Below are 21887 nucleotides of genomic sequence, written 5' to 3'. Positions count from 1 at the left end.
CTTTTGCTAGTGCAACACATAGTTGCGCTCAATTATGTTAACCAACTGTCCTACTTGCTCGGCTTGCAGGCAGGACAAATGATCTCCTTTGACTTCATAACAAGAGAGAGAGTGACTAAATGGTTTCCATCCCATGTCTTTATTCACAGGACGGCCTTCAAATTCTTGCGTTTGCTGCGTTTTTACAACGCAGATTAGGGTGTCGCTAAGCATAGACGGCATCTCAATATTTGCTCGCAGCTGGGCACTAAAAACTTGTTGAAAGTGGCGTAGATGCGCATCACTAAAATTAAATCCAGCTTGATGTATCCAGCGATTGAGATAGGCAATGCGTGCTGAAGCATCACCTTGCTTATAGGCACTGATTTCAGCATCAGAGACACTAAGGCGGAAAAACGCCACCAGATTATCCAGCATCATTTGTGCGATTTGCGCTTCATCTAAGTTAAGCGTTGGGCTGCTCGGTACAGGCGTATCAATCACAGTTACCAAACAGCCAATTCGACCTTGTTGCTCAAGTAAAGTGGCAAGTTGATAGGCAATAAAGCTGCCAAAAGAATGTCCGACCAAATGCACTTGCTCACCAAGTTCAGCGCCTGCTAATACACTCAAGTAATACTCTGCGGTGTGCCTAATCGAGGTTAGCGTCTCGGGTTCCTCGGCAAGCGCCTCTGGCTGCAAGCCATAAACGGGTATACGGCTATCAAGCCCATTCACTAACGCATGAAATGCCATTAACCAACCCCCCGCTCCCGCAATCAATACCACAGGTGTAAAACCAAGCTCGCCCTCTTGCAAACACACTAAGGTTTCAAGCGATTGAGGTTTGCTATCGCGTTCGCCAAGACCATCTCTCAATGCTTGAATATACTGGCTGAGCCCACGCACAGTCGGATGCTCAAACAGTGCCGACAGTGGCAAATTGAGTTGTAGGTGCTGATTAATATCACCCACTAAACGCATCGCTAATAGCGAATGACCACCTAAATTAAAGAAGTTATCGTCAAGGCACACTCCATCCAACTGCAAACGACAGGCAAACTGCTGCGCTAATTGAGTTTGTAGTGGTGTAAGCCTTTCCAGTTTAGCCTCTTGCCGCAAGGGTTGAGGCGGAGTGTATGAGCCGGCCAGCGCAATGAGCTGTTTGCGATCTACTTTGCCGTTCGTTGTCAGCGGAAGTTGACTAACTGATTGAAACAACTCAGGGACCATGTAAGCGGGTAGTACTGCGCGTAATTGCGCTCGCAAAGCAGCATCACCCACTTCCGTATGCTGTGTTGGCTGCACAAATGCCACTAATTGCGCGTTGTTACTGCTATCTTCACGCACCACCACAGCACACGCAGCAACTTCGTCTAACAGCTGAAGTTGCCGCTCAATCTCACCCAATTCGATGCGGTAACCGCGCACTTTAACTTGGTCATCACCACGACCTAGATACAGCAATTCATTTGAGGCTAAGCAGCAAGCGCGATCGCCAGTTTTGTAAAGTCGCTGGCCGCTATTTGGCTCAATGATAAAGGCCTGCTGCGTCTTTTCTTTGTCGTTGAGATAGCCTCTGGCAAGGCCAATACCTGCAATGTATAAGTCCCCTTCCACACCGGTGGCCACCGCTCGAAGCTGCTCATCAAGTAAATATAAAGACAAACCCGCAACGGACTGGCCGATCGGCACGCGTGCACCGCTGAAGTGTGTGACATCATTAAGGGTTGCAGAAATGGTTGCTTCAGTCGGGCCATAGGCATTAATAATTCGAATACGGTCGCCATAGCGCTGCTGCCAATCGGTGAGCGCGGCAATCTGCATTTGCTCGCCACCTATGGTGATGATCCTCAGCGAGGTTGGCAAGGTGACTGAAGTCGCTGCAAGTTGGTGCCAATACGCTGTTGGCAAACTCATCAATGTTAACTCGGCATCTTGGCTTAATTGCGCCAACTTGTTGGGGTCCAACATGTCGTCTGTCGGTGCCATCACTAAGGTTGCGCCACGAAGTAAAGTACAAAAGACTTCTTCCGCAAACACATCAAAGCTCATGCTAGCAAATTGCAGGTAATTGTCGCTTGGCGTAATCGCATATTGCGAAGCTAATGCCTGCACATAATTAACGACACTGGCATGCTCCACCATCACCCCTTTTGGCATGCCCGTGGTGCCCGAGGTGTAAATTACATAACAGAGGTCGTCAATCTGGCATGGCGCAGTAAAGCAACGACTAGGCTGCTCAGCCAAAGCGCCCTGAATACTATCTAAATCGACTTGAGGCACCACCTGCTCCGAGCTACCCTGCCAATATTCTGTTTTGGTAACCAACATGGCTGCATTGGCATTTTGCAACAGCAAACGACGTCGAGACTCGGGTAGTGTTGGTGCAATTGGTAGATAAGCTGCGCCCAATTTGAGCACCGCAAGCATAGCCACAATAAGCTGGTAATTCGCCTCTAGACACAGACCAATAATAACGGGGGATGTACTCGGCTCTAGTCGTGAAGCAAGGTAATAGGCGAGCTGATTGGCGTCTTTATCCAGCTGTGAATAGCGATAACAGCGTGCCTCCCCAGAGGCGGTACTATATTCACGAATAGCAATATGCTCAGGAAATTCAGCAGCAACTTGAGCAAACAATTGCTGAATAGGTAAATTTGGCGTTTGATATTTCGCCGCTTGCGTCAGTGCAAAAGTAGGCAGAGGCAATGCCTTGCTGTACGGCGCGTGTTGAGGCTGCCAAGACAATTTTCCGAGTGTTTGCTCTGGCCGTTGTGTCGCAGCTAACATCAGCTGCTGCATCGCCGCAAGGCTTTGCTCGATAAACACTTCATCAAAGCATTGCTGCTGATAGCTCAGCGTGAGCGATAAACCGGCCCCTACGCCGACCACAAAGGTCAATGGATAGTGCGTTTCGTCAACTTCACTTAAGGTTGTTGCGATAAATGGCAGCGCAGCGCTATTTTGTAACGGATCTTGCGGATAATTTTCAAAAACATACAAGCAATCAAACAATGGACTGTCGTTTTCAATACCCGACCACTGATGAACTTGTGTCAGTGGTGTATGCGGGTGCTGCGCCAATGCCGTAAGCTGCGATTTCACCGCTTGCAGGTAATCTTGCACACGCGCATTTTGATCTATCGTTACATGGACCGCTTGCGTATTGATATACAAGCCAACGCGCTGCGCCATTCTACTAAGCGCTGTAGGTCTACCCGCGATGGTTTGACCAAATAAGGCATACGGTTCGTTGCAGCAATTTGCCACCCAATAAGCCCAGAGCCCTTGGATAAACTGATTGACGGTAAGTCCTTGCTCGCTTGTAAAGCGAGTCACGGCATCTTGCAGCGATTGCGGTAAAGTCACACTAAGTTCTTTAACACCAGCCGCTTTATTTTCAGTATGTAGTACCTTTTCGCTGAGTAATGTGGGCGTGGTAACTCCACCCAAATACTCCCGCCAAAACGCTTCGTCGCGGTCAACATGCGTATGCAAATATTCGATATGATCGCGGAAATTATCTACCACAATGGGGCGTAACTCACCTTGGCAACGGGCTTGATAAAATGCCAATAACTCAGCAAATAACACCGGCAGCGACCAGCCATCCATGATGAGATGATAATAAGTCCAAACCACCCCAACATTGCCATCCTCAAAAGCAATTAACCTCAATCGCATACAAGGCGCTTGTGAAAGCCTAAGCGGCTCGGCAAGCTCCACCGCGGCCTGTGATTTCACCACATGCGATTGCGCATCTGCAATAGCGACACTCTGCACCAGATTCAGCGGTACATCGGCATGTTTACAGACCACTTGCAGCGGCTCGCCAGCAACGTCTATAAAGGCCGAGCGTAATATGCTGTGCTGTTTAATCAATTGCTGCCAAGCGTAACTCAAGGCCTCAATATCCACACAACCTTGTAGCAATAAGCTGGTTTGCTCGATGTAAGGTTGCGTGCTTTGAGTGTGCGCCTCACGTGCAGTTTGACTGTGGAACCACATGCCTTGCTGCAAACCAGTTAGAGGGTAAATATCCTCAACTTCCCCTTCAACCTGCCCAAGTATGCGCTGTAACTGCCGTTCAGAAATGCCGCTGAGAAGTGCAAAGTCACTGACTGTGTAATGACGTTGAGGCTGGGATTGGCAATGCTCGATGACCTGAATTAGACTCTCGAGTATCTCTTTACTTAATCGTTCCGCTGCTTCAGATGCCAAGCGCTGGCTGTCAAACTCTAACGTTAACGCCAGTTTACCATCCACGACCGCCGCCGTTAGCTGCGCTCCAAAGTAACTGAGGTTTGACGCTGCAACCAAAGTGCCAGTCGACTCACGAGCGTCTCCCAGCAAACCTTGTTGCTCAATAACTGTATCTAGCTGGCCTAAATAGTTGAAAAACAGTAAGCCTCGGGTATCAATCTCAAGCGATGAGCGAACGTTTGGCTCTGGGTGTAAATACCGCGCTGCACCATAACTACTGGCGACTTTACTGCCGCATTCAAGCTCAGCCTTGATACTGCAAATAACATCATGCAAGCGGCTGCCATTACTAAATAACTGCATTGGATAAAGCGCCGTTAACCAGCCAATGGTTCGGCTGCTGTCCAGTGCCTCCGTCAGTAACTCGCGACCATGCCCTTCTAGCATGATCACTTCACTGCCTGCACCACGCTTTTGCGCACACCAGGCAAGTGCACTGAGCAGCAATGCTTGCGCCGCCGTACCATAACTGGTGTTGGCGGATCCCAGTAGCGCACGGGTGTGCGCTGCTGACAATGTGTGGCGAACTTTCGCTATGGTTGGGGTCGTGCTTGTATCTTTAAGACTCAATAAGTGTGAGCTTTCAGCCAGTGCAGCCACCTTCTGCCATTTGCGCAAATCGCGCTTATTGGTTGCAAGTTCGCGATAAAAATCGGCAAGTTCAGCCAAATTCGCGCTTGCGGCAGGAAGCTCCAACGGCACATTGTTTATTTGCTGCTGTAGTAGCTGGTTCACATCTTCAAGTAACACACGCCAAGAGACGCCATCCACTAGCAAGTGATGCGCGCTAAACAGCAAGCGATTATTGGCCTCACTGTCAGGTGTAACAAATAGCACCGCTTTAAACAGTGGCGTGCCAGTAAACGCAAAGCCTTGCTGCACTTGCTCACTGAACTCGCTCAGCTCAGCTTGCCATGCTTCACGCTCAAGTGTATGCGCCGTAAATACCTTTTGAATATCAATGCCATCACGTACAAATAGGGTATTTTCATCCGCAACCACCAAACGTAGCGCATCGTGCTGAGCTATCAAGTACCCTATCACTTGCATGAGCTGCGCTGGTGTGACGGACTTATCTACACTCACCAGCACGCTCTGATCCCAATGACTGGGGTTGGCAAATTGTTGAGCAAAGAACCAATGCTGAATTGGTAATTTATCGAGTTGACCAACCAATGGCTGCCTTGCTTTACTCATAGGCAGGTGAATATCTTGCTGGGCAAACCTTGCTGCAAGTGCCGAAACACTGGGATAGGTAAACACATCGGTAGCACTAACTGGTAGCTTGAGTGCTTTGGCTTTACTGGCGATTTGAATACTCAAAATAGAGTCGCCGCCCAAAGCAAAATAGTCATCTTCAGCGGTCATGGATGGTGTATTTAATACCTGCCGATAAATCGCCAGTAACTGAGCTACGACGCTGTTAGCCTGTGGTGTGACCGCGCTCTGCTCGGTTACCGTGATAATCTGTTGAGTTTTACCAAGTGTTGCCAAGGCACGATGGTCAACCTTGCCATGCGGTGTCAAAGGTAGCCTTGCGAGCATGACAAAATGCTCTGGCACCATATAACTTGGTAGTCTTTCCTTTAGCTGGGCTTGAAGCACTTGAGGCTCAGTTGTTGTTACCACAAATGCCTGCAACTGTGGCTGCCCTGACGCGCTTGTGGTTATCTGAACCGCACATTCTTGTACGCTCGATAGCAGCCCAATTTGCTGTTCAATTTCGGCCAGTTCAATACGATAACCTCGCAGTTTTACTTGTCCATCGTTACGCCCCATATAGGCTATACGGCCGTTGCTAAGCAGGCGAACCAAATCTCCCGTTTTATAGGCTCGCACCGTGTGCGAGGGAGAGACTTGTAGCACAATAAAACGCTCAGCACTAAGCTGTGGTTGATGTAAATACCCTCTGGCAAGTCCTGCCCCTGTTACGTATAACTCACCGATCATCCCTGGAGGCACAGCTCGCAGTTGTGGGTCTAAAATAAATAGCTGGCTATTGTCGACGGGCAAGCCGATATCTGGCACCTTTCCGTCAAACTCAACCACACCTGAAGTCGCGACCACCGAGGCTTCGGTGGGTCCATAGTTATTGACTAAGGTAAATCCGTATTCTTTTGCTTGAAGCGCACCGAGTTTATCGCCGCCAACCAATAAATAGCGCAAGCTTTGCGGGTTAAACAAAGACTCAGTGAGCAGCGCTTGAGCGATTGGCGTTGCAATAAAACTATGCGTGACTTGGTGTGTATTGAAACAGGCTGTTAATTCGGCCGGTGACTGTAGCACCGCTTTTGTCACACACACGAGGCTCGCGCCAGCACATAAATAAGGCCAAATTTCCCATGTTGCCGCGTCAAAGGCGGGGTTGGCGGTTTGACTCGCAACGCTATGATTATCCACCGCAAAAGCTCGTCGGTGCCAACCACATAAATTCGCCAACCCTTGATGGGCTATCATCACGCCTTTAGGATTACCAGTCGTGCCAGAGGTATAAATCACATAGGCTAGCTGCTCCGCTTTAACTTTTGGGAACTGCTGAGGTAGTGGTATTGCCGCAAGGCGCGCTTGCACGTCGGCGTCATCAACACAAATGACATGTGGGGAGCAGTATTCAGCCTCAAGGTGATTATCATCTAACTCAGCTATCTCAAAGCGAGCGGCAAACTCACACTTTGTTAAAACCAGCGCTGCACCGCTGTCTTTAGCGATGTAATTGACTCGCGCTTGAGGGTAATGAGGGTCAACTGGTACATAACATCCACCCGCTTTTAACACAGCCAACATCGCCACAATGAGATCTGCGCTACCCGTCATCGCGATCAATACAGGTTGCTCGGGCTGGAGCCCTTCGCTTAATAACAGCGCCGCCAATGCCGCAGCTCTTCCATTGAGCTCACCATAACTTAAAGTTTGCTTCGAGCCGGTATCAATTACCGCTATCTGTTTGGCCTGTGTGGGCACAGCCAGATTTCGCTCAATTTGCTCAAGCACTGACTGCTCAAAGTGTTCCGGCGCTGATTTACCTGAAATCGCATGATTCTCTAGCGGCTGCTCCTTGCAAAGTTTTATATCCACAAGTGCGCAATCAGGTTGCGCGAGTAACTGCGCGATCACAACGTTAAAACACTCTGCAATGCTAGCCACAGTTTCTTTTTCAAATAGTCCACTGTTGTATAGCCAATGCAATCGCAACCCTTGCCCACTTTCTGTTGCACTGAGCTCTAGATCAAACTTGGCACGCACGTTTTCCGACGCTAAAACTTCCGTGCTAAGACCTACAAACTCTGGTGTGTGCTGTGGCTCGGGATTAAACGCAAAACTCAACTGGAAAACACTTTGGTGACTCAGCTCTCGGCTAACACCAAGATGGTCAATGAGCTGCTCAAAGGGAAGTGATTGATGTTGATGTACTTGCTCAATCTGCTCTCTTTGTATGTCGAGTAGCTGACTGAAACTCTGCTGCCAATCGACCTTCACGCGAATTGGCAAGGCATTGACGAAAAAGCCGATCAACTGCTCCACTTGTGGGTGATGCCGCCCTGAAAATGGCGCACCAATCACAATATCATCCACTTGGCTAAACTTAGCAAGCACCACCGCATACACACTATGTAACCAAATAAACGGGGTTATTGCCAAGCGCTGGCAATGCTGTTGTAGCCGTTGCCATGTCTCCGCGCTTAGCTGCTCAGTAAATGCTTGCGCGCTATTGTTCACGGCCTGCCCACGCGGCGTATCGAGCGGTAATTGATGCAGTGGCGGCGCATCGTCAAGGTGCGCAGACCAAAATGCCATGTCTGCACTTTGCTGCGCGCCTTGGCACTGTGCTCGATGCCAATGGGCATAATCCGCGTATTGCACCTCAGGTGGCGCAATCAAGTCATCGGTAAGTTCACAGCCTTGGGCGTAATGGGCATAAAATTGCGTCAGCTCTCGCATTAATACTTCAACAGACTGAGCATCACTAGCAATATGGTGCATATTGACGATAAGACGATGATAGCCTGATGAGAATCGAACCAGAGTTGCACGGATCATTAGATCTTTACTAAGATCAAAACCCTGCGCTTGGTCGTCCCGTACCGCGCGCTGCCAAACCACAGTTTGCCAAAGCGGTGATGGTGTGGAGACGTCAATGAGCGTAACAAAATGCTCAGGCAAAGCCACAAGGTGCTGTTTAGGCCCATCATTAGTGTTGGTGATAGCCGAATGCAACACCTGATGCCGTGACAGCACTTTTTGCCAACTTTGCTCGAATGCGCTCAGATCAAGCTCCCCTGAAAACGCCAATAACGCTTGAATTTGATATTGCTGGCTGCCCTGCTGCATTTGATCTAATGTCCATAAACGCTGCTGAGCAAAAGACAACGCTACGCCATTGGTTTTATCCACCACAGCAATAGCACTTAGCTGCGCGTCTTGCTTTTCAAGTGCAGCCGCTAAACCTTGTACTGTAGGGTGCGTAAAAATCGCTTGCAGCGGTAACTCAATGTGCAGCGTCTTGCGAATATGATTTGCCAGTTTTGCAGCAAGTAGCGAGTGCCCGCCGAGTCTAAAAAAGTCGTCATAACGACCAACTGACTCGCGCTGCAGTATCTCGGCAAAATAGCTTGCAAGTTGGGTTTCAAGCTCGCCAATCGGTGCTTCATAAGTGCTTTCGTTAAAGCTTGTATCAAGTTGCTGTAATAGTGCTTTTTTATCTACTTTGCCATTGCTGGTCAGTGGCATGGCTGCCACCGCTTGCACTTTGGCAGGCAACATATGGTCGGGTAAATTTTGTTTTAAAAACTGCTGCATGACTAAAGTGATGTCGTCGAACTCGACCTGTTTGTGTAACACCACAAAGGCGCAGATCCAGACATTTTCTGGGTTTTGCCGATTTAACAGCACTGTGACCTCAGCCACTTCGGGATGGTGGCGCAACTGGTTTTCAATTTCGCCTAATTCAATGCGATAACCCCGAACCTTTACTTGGTCGTCAATTCGACCAATATAACTCAGCTCTCCGCTGGCCATTAAGCGCACGAGATCGCCCGAGCGATATAATCGCTGATCAGGTGCTTCACTAAATGGGTTTTGAATAAAGCGGGTCGCGTTTAATTCGTCACGTTGCCAATACCCCCGACAAACCCCCTCGCCACCTACGTATAACTCGCCCACGGCACCTTGCGGCAAGAGCCTTTGCTTGTCATCGAGTACATAGCAGCTGGTGGTCGGAATAGCACGACCTATATTACTGGTGCCAAGCGTCAGATCCGTATGTTCCAGCGCCTTAAACGTAACATGTACCGTGGTTTCGGTAATGCCATACATATTGATTAACTGACAATTTGGTAAGTGCTGTGCCCAAGGTTGTAGCTTACTTGGCTGCAGCGCTTCACCACCAAAAATGACGTACCGCACTGCACATTGGCTCGCCAGCTGACTGTCATTAAGTAGCGTGGCTTGTAGCGCGTAAAACGCACTTGGCGTTTGATTTAAGACCGTAACACGAGCATCAACCAACAACTGAGCAAAAGCTTGGGTGTCTTGCGTAGTCGCTTTATCCACAACCACAAGACGACCACCAAAGAGTAACGCGCCATACATTTCCCACACAGAGAAATCAAAGCAAAAGGAATGAAACAAGGTCCAAACATCTTGCTCATTAAAATCGAATAAGTTGGGCTCAACACGAAGTAAGCGCACCACATGACGGTGCTCAATTTGTACGCCTTTTGGTCGTCCTGTGGTGCCAGAGGTATAGATCATATAAGCCAAGTCTTGCGGCTCAATCTGAATAGCATCAAGCAGCTTGAGAGCTTCGCGGCTGACCTGATGTTCTGCCTGTGACACATTAATTAGCTGGTATGAAAGCTGACTAAACTGTGCCTGAGTGGCGTTATCACAAAGTAGCCATGGGCTTTGCACGTCTCCCAAAATATACTCAATGCGTTCTTGCGGGTAGTCGGGATCTACTGGCACGTAGGCAGCACCAACTCTAAGTACTGCCAGCAAGGTCACTATCATCTCAACGCTGCGTGATACACTCACCACCAACATGGTTCGTGGCGTGACGCCTTTCTGTAACAGCATTATCGCCAACGCATCGACTCGCTCGTTAAGCTCACGATACTTCAGCACAGTCGTGCTATCTTGCACGGCAGTGCGTGTGGCAAAGCGCTCGGCGTAGCGCGTGAATAAACTGGTGATGGTGTCTTGCTTAGGCCAAATTGCCGCTTGGCATTGAGCGCCAGTTATTAAAGCTTGTTGCTGTTTTTGACTCAGTAACGCAAGTTCACCAACGGCGGTATGAGGGGCTGTAACACAAGCTTGAAGCAGCGTGTGAAAGCAATCCGCCCAATGTTTGATGGTCTCTGCTGTGTAAAGATGGCTATCAAACTTCCAATGTAAATAAAGTGCCTGCTCATCAACTACGGCATTGAGTTCTAAGTCGCATTTTACCGCTATGCTGTCTGCCTGTTGTTTTTGCACTTCTTGAACCGATAATCCCGGAAGCGTAAAAGCGCGCCCATCACGGGTTTCCAGTGTAAATAATATTTGTACTAGCGGGTGGTGACTTAAATCTCGTGGAGCGCCAACCGCTTCAACTACTTTATCAAAAGGAATATCGCGGTATTCAAACGCCGCTAGGTTGAGGTCTTTTTGTTGCTGCAACCATTGGCTAAATGGCATATCACTTTCGAGCTTTGCTTGCATCACTAAGGTATTAACGAACAAGCCGATTAATGGCGTTAATTCGGGGTGATGACGGCCATGCTCTGGCGTGCCTACAACCACCTGCTGCGATTGCGTAAGCCTTGCGATAAACAACATAAAGGTATTGAGCAGCCACATAAAGGGTGTGAGCTGGAGCGACTTCGCCTGAGTCGATATCGCTGCAAATAACGACGCATCGAGCGCTTGGCGATATACTTTCCCCGTTAACGACTGCACCGCAGGACGGACAAAATCACAAGGCAATGACTGCAACGGCGCTAATTCGCTAAATTGCTGTTTTAGTTGCGCCAGAGGTGCCTCGATGCGCTCTGGCGTTAGCTGTGCTCGCTGCCACTGGCTAAAATCACTATATTGCACCTGCATAGTTGCAAGCGGTGTATAAGATGCGCCTATGTGTTTGCAATAGCCAGCTTCTACCTCTTGTGCAAGTAGCGCCATTGACGCCCCGTCAGAGACAATATGATGCATATTAAATGCAAGGTGATGTTCATCGCCATCACTCACCACCAGCACGCGAAGCAAACAATCATGAGCCAAATCAAAAGGCTTATTCTGATGGGCCTCAAGGTGTGAAGTAATATAGGCTTGCCGTGTTTCCTCAGGTACTACACTGGCATCAAGCCACTCGAGCGGCGCACTAATATCATCCGTTATTTGCAGCTGGGGTTGGCCATCTTGTTCATTTTTTACAAACTTAGCGCGCAGTATTTCGTGGCGCTGCAGCACATCTTGTACGGTGCTGCGCATTGCTTGAATATTAAGCTCGCCGCGTAACAAAAACTCGGCGGGCATATAATACTGCTTGCTGCCTTGCAACTGCTCTATAAACCACAGCCCTTCCTGTGCAAAACTCAGCGGTAAGTCCTTCCCCGCGCTTGGCTGCGGGATAATGTGCGGCGGTGAGTTCGCCACATCACGGCTTTGCTGCTGAAAGTAGGCAATGATCTCTGATTTATATTCAACCACCTGCTGTTTTAACTGTGGAGGAAACCCAGCGGTTTGCTTAAATGCCAAGCCACCGTTTTTTTCATACAAGGTCACGCCAGCTGCTAATGCTTCTGCGATCAAAGCCTCTATCTGTCTTTGTTGTTCATTCATCACAAAAACATCTCCTCAGACTGACCGTTTTCGTCTGCTGCTTTGGCTGCACGATGGATCTCACACCAAGTTGCAAGTGCGCTTACGCTTGGCCGCTCGAACAATATTTTTAAGGTAATAGGCACCTCAAGCGCCTGTTCAATTAAGGCAACCGCTTGGCTTGCTGATAAAGAGTGCCCTCCTAACTCAAAGAAGTTACGGTTAATATCTCGAACTTGAGTATTGAGCACTTGAGCAAAAATTTCTGCCAGCAGCGTTTGTAGTTCAGTCATAGGAGCTAAAGGTGCTGTAAGCACTTGCGCCTGTTGCGATTGCACCAGTTGTGCAAGCGCTCCTGCGTCTACTTTGCCGTTATTGGTGAGCGGCATAGCAGCCAGTGCATACAGCTTGTAAGGCAACATGTAACTTGGTAGGACCTCTGCTAACGAGGCTAATATCTGAGTGTGTAGCGTCTGTTCAAGCTCATAAATGGCATCACTGTGCGATGGTGTAGTTAGCACCACACAGGCCTGTAAGTTATCTTTACTTTCGTTAAGTAACACATGTGCTTGTTGCACTGCATCTAGTTGCTCAAGCTGAGCCGCAATTTCTTCAAGTTCGATGCGATAGCCACGCAGTTTAACTTGGTTGTCTCGACGACCAATAAACTGCAGCACACTAGGGCAGCCCTGTTCATCTAGCAGCCAGCGTACTTGGTCGCCCGTCTGATAATAACGCTGCGAGTTATTCATCAATGTCAATGACACAAATTTACTGGCGCTGAGCTCAGGCAACCCAAAATACGCCTGAGCCACATTATCGCCTGCAATGTATAGCTCACCGGGCATGCCCATCGGCACCGGCTGTTGATGCTGATCTAATACCACCAAATGAGTGCCCTGAATGGCGCTACCGATTGGCACAAAGCGCTGCGATTGCTGTGCAAGCGAAACTGCATCTTGGCCGTTACAGCGATACACGCAACAACCGACCGTTGCTTCTGTTGGGCCATATTCGTTATAAAAATGAGCCTGTGGCAGCAGTGCCCCAACTTGAGCAACCACGCTGCTAGATAAGGCTTCTCCCCCCACCACAATTTGGTGCGCAGCATTGCTCGGTTGTAATCGCGCCAGCACGCCTTGCAAGTGGGCTGGTGTCAGCTTAAACAGCAGCGCCTCATCACGCGCCAAACACGCACTAAGCTCTGTGATTAACTGCTCGCCATCATTCAATAATACAACTCCAAGGCCATTAACCAGCGCGCCCCATAAGCTCGTTACTGTCGCATCAAACGCTAAAGGCGTGCTGACAACACTCTCGTGTATATCGCCTTGGAGATAACTGTGGCTAACATGCTCAAGGTAAAGGTGTAGATTACGATGGCTGATCACCACACCTTTGGGTCGCCCTGTAGTGCCAGAGGTATAAATCATATAAGCAGGCGCATCAATATCACTTAATGGCGCTAGCGCCTCTACAGGCATGTTCTGCCAATGCGGTGCGATGTCCATTAGCACCAAACGGCAGCTAAGATCTGCGCTGTTTGAAAGTAGCGCTGAGGTGGTGATAAGACAAGTCGCTTTACTGTCACGCAATATATATTGCTGACGCTGACTCGGTGCATTGGGGTCGAGCGGCACATACACGGCCCCGACTTTTAAGATTGCCAACAGTGCCACAACTTGCTCACAGCTTGGCGCTAAGTTTATTGCGACCTGCGACCTTGCCGTTACGCCTTGTTCAATCAAGTAACGCGCTAGCTTGTTACTTTGTAGCTCCAATTCGCCAAAACTTAACCGCTTGCCAGCCATATCTCGTACAGCATTTTGCTGTGCACTATGCTGAGCAAAGTCTCGTATTTTATCGCTGATAAACCAAGGAGATTGGGGCTGTGCTTGCGTGGCAAGCCCTAGCTCGCTGAGTGCTTTAGTCTCAACTAATGGTAAGGTATTTACGCTTTGCTCAGGGCTTTTCAGCGCAGCATCAATTAAGGTTACAAAAGCATCAACCATCGCCTTTACGCTGGTGTGTTTAAACAAGGCTTTGGCATAATTCCACTGCACTGCGATCTCACTGCCAGATTCTTGTGCATTGACTTCTAAGTCGAACTTCATTGCAGGCTTAAGATCAAGCTGTTGCTCGATTTTAAGATGAGGTAGCTTGAAGTCACTTTGTTCGTTATTTTGTAGTGCAAAGAGTATTTGTAATACGGGTGCATGCGCTAAGCTGCGCGGTGGATTAATGGCATCAACAAGCTGCTCAAAGGGTAAACTCTGATGGGCAAAGGCTTCCAAGATCACCTGTTTTTGCTCACTTAGCCAGTCGTTAAATGACGGCGACCCCACTTTGCGAGCGCGAATAGCCAAGGTATTCACAAAGCAGCCCAGTAACCCCTCTAACTCTTTTACCTCACGTCCGGCAATGGGTGAGCCAATTACAATATCCTGCGTTTGACTAAGACGAAGCATCAACAGCGAAAAGGCACTTTGCAACCACATATACAAGGTCACCCCTTGTGCTTGGCAATGCGCTTTTATCGCCTCAACTTGCGACGTTGTAAGAGTATGACGAATGCATTCACCATCAAGGGACTGAACTTGTGGTCGCTCAAAGTCCAGCGGTAATTCATGAACAACAGGACACTGCTGTAACTGAGTTTGCCAATAAGAAAGATCTGCCTGATAGCTATCTTGCTGTTGCTGCTGCCAGTAGGCAAAGTCTGCATACTGCACCGCTAGCGGTTTAGCGTATTGCTCTGGCAACGGATACGCTGGCGCTTCACTAAAGTGCCGATAAAACGCCACAAATTCTTTGGCAAGCAGCGCCATCGACCAACCATCGCTGGCAATGTGATGCATGTTAAACAAGAGTCCAAATCGGTTGTGACTAAGCTGTACACAGATCACGCGCAGCATAGTGTCTTGGCATAAATCAAAAGGCTTGCTGAGCGATTGCTGCTGTAATGTTTGCCAACGCTGCTGTTGCTCGGTGGTATTCAGCCCAGACAAATCTACTAATTCCACAGGACAAGCTACTTGGGCACGAACTTGCTGCACAGCACCGTGATCACCACTTGCAGGAACGATGACCGTACGGAGCACTTCATGACGTGCAACAATCGCGCTTAACGCTTGTGTTAAAGCGTCAATATCTAAGGCTCCTTCACACCAATAGCTCGCTGGCATATGGTATTGCAGACTTTGCTCATGTAACTGATCGATTAACCACAAACGCTGCTGAGCAAAAGACAGAGGTAACGCTTGGGCTCTTGATACCGGCTCAATGGTATTGCTGTGCGCAATCATCGAACTTGCGGTTATCACTTCAGCAAACGCTGCAATACTTGGCGCATCAAAGAGTTGTGGCAAGGTGATATCGCGCCGCTGCTCACTGCGCACTCGGCTGATCACTTTTATGGCAAGCAGCGAATGCCCGCCTAAGTCAAAGAAACTATCGTTAATACTCTGTACTGGGCTCGGTAGTAGCTCACGATATAACTCAAGTAAATAACGCTGTATGTCTGTGAGCTTAGATCCATCAATTACCTCGGCGACCTCTTGGCTTTTCGCCTGTGCCTGATAGGCAAGCTGTAATGCTTGCTTGTCTACTTTTGCGTTTGCAGTCAGTGGAAGATCAGCAACGATATCCAGTGCGGCAGGTAACATGTAACTGGGCAGCGACTGCGATAAAGCTTGGCGCAACTGCACAAGTGTGAGCTTAGCCTCACCATTTAAAACCACATGAGCCACTAGGCTTTCTTGTGCTTCATCAACACTCACAGCGCAGCTTTTTACTTGCGCCAACGCGTCGATTTGATGGGCGATTGCCACAAGAGAAATACGGTAGCCTCGCAGTTTTACTTGTTCGTCTAACCGCCCCAAATAACAAAGGTAGTCAGCCTCTCCGCGCGCGTTCGCCTGCCACTTTGCCTTGTCGCCACTGCGATACCAACGCAAGCTTGAAGTACCAGACGCAGGCACTGCTTGCTCAACAAAGCGTGTTTGCGTCACACTCGCCAGATTAATATAGCCTTCACACACCCCATCTCCCGCGAGCCAAAGCTCTCCGGGCATATTAGGTAAAGCCAGTTCGCCAAACTCGTCGACTACCGCAAGTGTCATATTATCGATAGCATGACCAATAGGCACTTCTTCGTGGCTCGCTAACAAGTGGCGCGACTCATGGCTTACAGCATAGATACTACAGCCGACTGTTGCCTCTGTTGGGCCATATTCGTTTATCCACTGGGCGTTAGGGAGCTTATCCATCAGCTTATCAACCAAAGCTGCGCTCAACCCTTCACCGCCAACCACAAATCGGTGGGCAATATCACTGCGAGTTTGTGCGTCACTTAATGCAAATACCGCGCGTAGGTGCGCCGGTGTTAACTTGAATAACTTGGCTTCGTTGGCTGCAAAAATCTGCACTTGTAAGGCAGGCAACAATTCAGCGCCCGTGGGGAGCAACTCAAGCTCACCGCCTCGCATTAAGATAGGCACTAAGGCGGTCACCGTCGCATCAAATGCCAGCGGTGTACTGAGCACTGCCTTGGTTATGCCTCCGGATTGGGGAAGGTAGCGCTGACACGCAAAGCGCAGATAATTATTGAGGTTGCCATGACTAATAGGCACCCCTTTTGGCTGCCCAGTTGAACCTGAGGTATAAATAACATAGGCAAGCTCGGCCTCGTTAAATGCTGCCGCGTCTTCATCTGCCTGCAAACAGGTATCGTAAAACGCAAAGTTACCCTCGGCTTCGAACAAATCATCAAGCAACAAAAAGTCACTACCGGCTTCAATCAAGCGCTCGGCATCTTCACTTAGCGCCAGCGTCAATACGATGTCTGCATCATTCATGATGTAGGCTAAGGTATCGGTTGGCGTGTCATGGTGAATGGGCACATAGGTATGGCGCGCTTTTAATATTGCCAGTACCGCAGCCACCATGTAACTTGAAGACGGCAGTAAAATAGCAATGCGACTTTGCTCGGCAAATGCCATTTCTAATAAGCTATTAGCAAGTTGGTTCGCGCATTTTTCTAAGGTGAGATAACTACAAGTGGACTCTCCCATACGCACCGCAGTCTGTAGTGGAGTCTGAAGAGCCGCCTGACTAAACTGAGTCACCCATGGCTGTTGCTCTGTCACTTCTACCGCAACACTTTGCTGCTGTTTTAATAGCGCTAACTGCTGCTCAGCGGGCCACAATGACAATGCTGACAACGGAGTATTTGGCTCTGCAAGACACTGCGATAACACATAACAAAACTGCCGATGGAAACTAACTACACTCGCTTCTTGCCACAAATTGCTGTCATAAAGCCATTCAACGGTGAGTACATCGCCCTCGTCTATCACTGCAACTTCTAAATCTAGTTTGGCACCGCGTACTTTACTTTGGCACGGCGTCACTTCCAGTTGTGCTAGCGTAAGGTTTTCATTTACCTGGTTATTTACCCGAAACACGATTTGATGCAGCGGGTGCTGGGCGCTTGAGCGTTCAATGTCTAGCTCATCCACTAACACATGGAAGGGAATATGTTGATGTTGCAACGCATCGTTGAGTAAGCCTTGAGTTTGCTGTAGCGCCTGCGTGAAACTGGTGTCTTCACTCCATTCGCTCCTAAGCACTAAGGTATTGATAAAATTACCAATCATACTTTCAAATGCTTTAAGGTGACGTCCTGATACCGGCGTACCAACAACCACATCGCGCTGTTGAGAAAAGCGGCTTAACCACAATGAAAATAGCGTTTGCAGTAACACAAATAAGGTTTGCCCTGAACGAGTTTGATACGCTCGAAGTGCACTGACCAGCGCCGCAGGTATAGGCTCAATCACTAAGGCGCCACGCAAAGAGGTTTTTGCTTCTCTGCTACAATCTAGCGGTAATTCATGAACCTTGGGCAGACCTTGTAATTGCATACGCCAATAGTCGAGCTCCTGTTGCCATAACGCCCCCTGTTCCAGCTGCTGTTGCCACATTACGTAATCAACATAATGCAGCTCTTGTAGCGCTAAGGTTTCGCCGCTGAGAGCAGCTTTGTAAGCCTGTCCTAACGCTTCACTCAAACACGCAATAGACCAACCATCGGCCGCGATATGATGTAAGGTGATCACAAGCGTAGCCTGCATCGCCTGTTGTTGATAAAGACTGGCGCGCAGCATTAAATCACGGCTTAAATCGAAGCTGGTTGCGTAATCTTCTGCGATAGCCTGCTCTAACGCATGTGCTTGTTGCTCATCGGATTTATCTGTCCAGTCGTGCTTAATCAAGGTAAATAGAGCATCAAGGTTAATGCTTTGCTGCGGTTCTCCTTGCGCATTTTGATGATAATTAAACGCCAAGACTGGATGTTGCTTAATCACAGCAATAAAGGCTTGCTCTAAGGCTTCAGTATTCAGCTTACCTTGCAATTGGAATATACCCTGTAGGTTATACTGGTTGCTGTGCCCTTGCAGTTGGTCTACAAACCACAAGCGCCGCTGTGCAAATGACAAAGGATAATTGGGCTGTGGTGGTGCAGGTTGTAGACTTGGTAATGAAGCTTGAGACTGAGAGTTAGCCAACATCTCGCTTAGTTCAAATACGCTAGGATTGGCAAACAGTTGCTTTAAGCTCACCTCCACCGAGAGCTGGGCTCTTAGTTCATTGAGTAATTGCATTGCCAATAAAGAGTGACCACCGATGCTGAAAAAGCTATCGTGCAGCCCCACTTCTGGTGCGCCCGTTAAGGTTTGATAGAGTGTGATTAACTGTCGCTGCAACACACTTGTCACCTCACTACTTTGGCTTTGAGAAGTTAATGCCAAAGACTGTAATTGTTGGCGATCTATCTTGCCATTACTCAAGGTGGGTAAGTGCTGGCAAAGCTCTATCCAGCTTGGGATCATCGGCTCAGGCAAGCCACGCTTCAAGCCTTGGCGGATCACCTCGCGCAGATTGGTTACGGCGCACTGGCTGCCATCAACACTTACCACAAAAGCAACCAAAGCATCTTGTTTGCCGAGCTTACGCACCACGACCGCTGCCTGCGTTACCTCATCAAGCGCTAACAGTGCAGCTTCTATTTCATTAAGGTCAACGCGGTAACCGCGAATTTTCGCTTGTTTGTCAATTCGACCGAGAAATTCAAGCTCGCCACTCGCATTCAGCCTAACGCTATCACCACTGCGATAAAAACGGACGCATTGGGCACTATGTTGCAAGCTACTTGTAAACTGAGCTGCGGTCTCTGAAGGCGCATTTATATACCCTTTGGCGAGGCTCGGCCCGCCAATATAGAGCTCTCCGGGCATGCCTGCGGGTGTTGGCTTCCCCTGTTTGTTGAGTACGCAGGTGGTAACATGTGCCAACGGCGTACCGATCGGATAACTGTGGCCGGTTAGCCTGCTGTCTGTCACTTCATGACAAACCACTCCAACACAAGCCTCCGTCGGTCCATAATGGTTGAAAATACGCGCCGCTGGCGTCAGCGCGCGAATGCTATCAACAAGCTGCTCACCCAATGCTTCTCCACCTAACACCCACTGCGAAATAGCGGGCTTTTGCTCAGCAAGCTGAGGCAAAAGCACCGCGGCAAAAGAAGGAGTTAATTTAATCAAATTAACTTGCTCAGCTACTAACTTGGCTGCGATTTCAGCAGGTTCTGGCGCTTGGTTTGCAAGAGTGAGTACCACAGTGCCGCCCTGAGTAAGCACCGGATACACAGTCGTTAAGCATAAGTCCGTGGCAAGTCCTGTGACCACGCCCGCTCGCGTATCTTGGTTGTAACTCAATCTCGCCGCGATGCTGCTGCAATAGTGGCTCAGCGCGCCATGGCTGATCTCAACCCCTTTGGGCACACCAGTAGAACCAGAAGTAAACAACACATACGCGCTATCATCAAAACTTGGTGAATAAGTTTGCTGCGGCGCTCCTTTGTTTTGGCTCAGCTCACTATATGTAAGCACTCTGATGTCAGCTTCTCGTAGCGCTTGGCAAAGGGGTGTTTCGACACTTACCACCACTGTATTACACTCAGCTTGCGCTAGCATTTGTAGCGCTCTGGCAGTGGGCATATTGCCATCAATAGGTAAATACGCACGGCCACTTTGCATTACACCAAGCATAGTGACAATGTCACTCATATCGCCCGTTGTTATCAGCGCAATGATTGACGCTGGAACATCTAAGTTGTTGGCAATTTGTAGGCTTTGAGATTGTAGCTGCTGATACGTTAGGGCCCGCGATGCTTCGCCATTGGTGCTTGGCACAACCACTGCAATCGCCTCACCTTGAGTTTGCGCTATATCTCTGATTGCTTGCGGCACAAGCATCGGCTGGCTGATGTTGTGATTGATATCCGCCGCCTTTATAGGTACGTTCGTTGATTTGAGCACTAAGTCGTCAATCGGCAGCGCCTCTTTAGCACAATAACACTGGACGAGTGCCAAATAATCATCGGCAAATTGCTGAATAAGCGCATGGTCATAAAGCCCTGTTGCATAAACAAAGTCACACACAAGGGCATCATCTGTATCATCAACAGATAGGGTTAAGTCAAATTTCGCTGTGCCATTATCTAGGGCAATTAACTCGGCTTCTAATTGGTTATTTACCGACACCTTACTACTGGCTACACTATTGTAGTTAAATAACACTTGAAACAAGGCGGAATGCGCGGCGGATTTGGGTAGCTCTAGCGCTTCAATGATGTCTTCCACGGCAGCGTTTTGATTACTAAGCCCTTGCAATACTTTGTATTGCAGCGCCTTAATCGCCTCACTCATGGAATGATGGCCGTTTATCTGCATACGCAGTGGCAAGGTATTAATAAAGCAGCCAAGCATAGCTTCAAACTCGCTTTGCTGACGATTTGCAACCGGCACCCCTAAGGTAATATCGGTTTGCTCACTGTAGCGATAAAGCAAGATGTAAAACACGCCCAGCAAGGCGGTAAAATGTGTTACGCCATCGCTGCGGCAAGCTTGATCTAATCGTTGTATTTGTTCTGCGTTAAACGAACAACGAACCGTGTCACCTTGGTACTGCTTTTCTTTTTTTCTTGGATAGCAGGTAGGCAATTCAAACGGTGTAAATGCCTCTAACTGCTCAGTCCAATAAGCCAATTGTTGTTGATAGTCTGGGGATTGTCTTAATTGTTGCTCCCAGTGCACATAATCAACATACTGTAAATCGGGAAGCTCAACACACGCCTCCGATAGCTCATACAGCAGTGCGTTGATAAACACAATCACGCTCCAGCCGTCACTAATAATATGATGCATGTTAACGAGTAACCAGCGGCAATCAGTGTGAGAGTTACTCACTAAAGCCGTCACTTGCAGCAGCGACTCGCTGGCAAGATCAAACTGATACCGCACAGCCTGTTTAATCGACTCTGGTAGCTGATTGGGTAGTGCTTCTTCATCCACGGTCATCACAGCAATTTTCATCGCTTCAGCAGGTTCAATTTGCTGCACGACCTTCCCTTGCACCGTGATAAATCGTGCTCTCAAAATATCGTACTTAGCTATTAAGCGGCTCAATGCTTGTTCAATGTCCGTGACTGAAAATGGCTGCGATAATTGAACTAGCCCAGCCATGTTGTATGCAGCAGTGCCACCTTCATATTTATCAATAAACCACATTCTTTGCTGTGCTGCCGAGAGCGCAGCAGATTGCTTTTGCTGTCCTCGAAGGTAGGTGATAAGCGCAGTTTTGTGCGCCTTTATCTTATCCAGAATACCCTCAGGCACCTGCCCAAGCGGTGTTCTAAGTTTTAATTTATCTTGCTGTAAATAAACATAAATCTGTTGACGGTCCAGCTCATCTAACCACTGTTTCATTGCAAAGTTTTCCAT

The 21887-nt window shown here is 48.7% G+C and carries 2 protein-coding genes; both read right to left on the bottom strand.

The features are described 5' to 3' along the window. Positions 1-6: 6 nt before the first annotated feature. The gene (locus tag BB427_RS14235) at positions 7-12063 is read right to left on the bottom strand and encodes a non-ribosomal peptide synthetase (protein ID WP_069021372.1); all 12057 of its coding nucleotides are present in this window, start codon (positions 12061-12063) and stop codon (positions 7-9) included. After that, a complete protein-coding gene (locus BB427_RS14230) occupies positions 12063-21872 on the bottom strand; it encodes a non-ribosomal peptide synthetase (RefSeq protein WP_254663640.1) in 9810 nt (3269 codons plus the stop codon). The genes BB427_RS14235 and BB427_RS14230 overlap by 1 nt, the downstream gene beginning before the upstream one ends. Positions 21873-21887: the final 15 nt, after the last annotated feature.

Source organism: Pseudoalteromonas sp. BMB (assembly GCF_001709235.1).
GTDB classification, from domain to species: domain Bacteria; phylum Pseudomonadota; class Gammaproteobacteria; order Enterobacterales; family Alteromonadaceae; genus Pseudoalteromonas; species Pseudoalteromonas maricaloris.
This window is presented reverse-complemented; position numbering and strand designations above follow the sequence as displayed.

Coding starts and splice junctions, on each gene's coding strand:
- BB427_RS14235 (WP_069021372.1), bottom strand. CDS start 12,063: ATGAATGAACAACAAAGACAGATAGAGGCTTTGATCGCAGAAGCATTA.
- BB427_RS14230 (WP_254663640.1), bottom strand. CDS start 21,872: ATGAAACAGTGGTTAGATGAGCTGGACCGTCAACAGATTTATGTTTAT.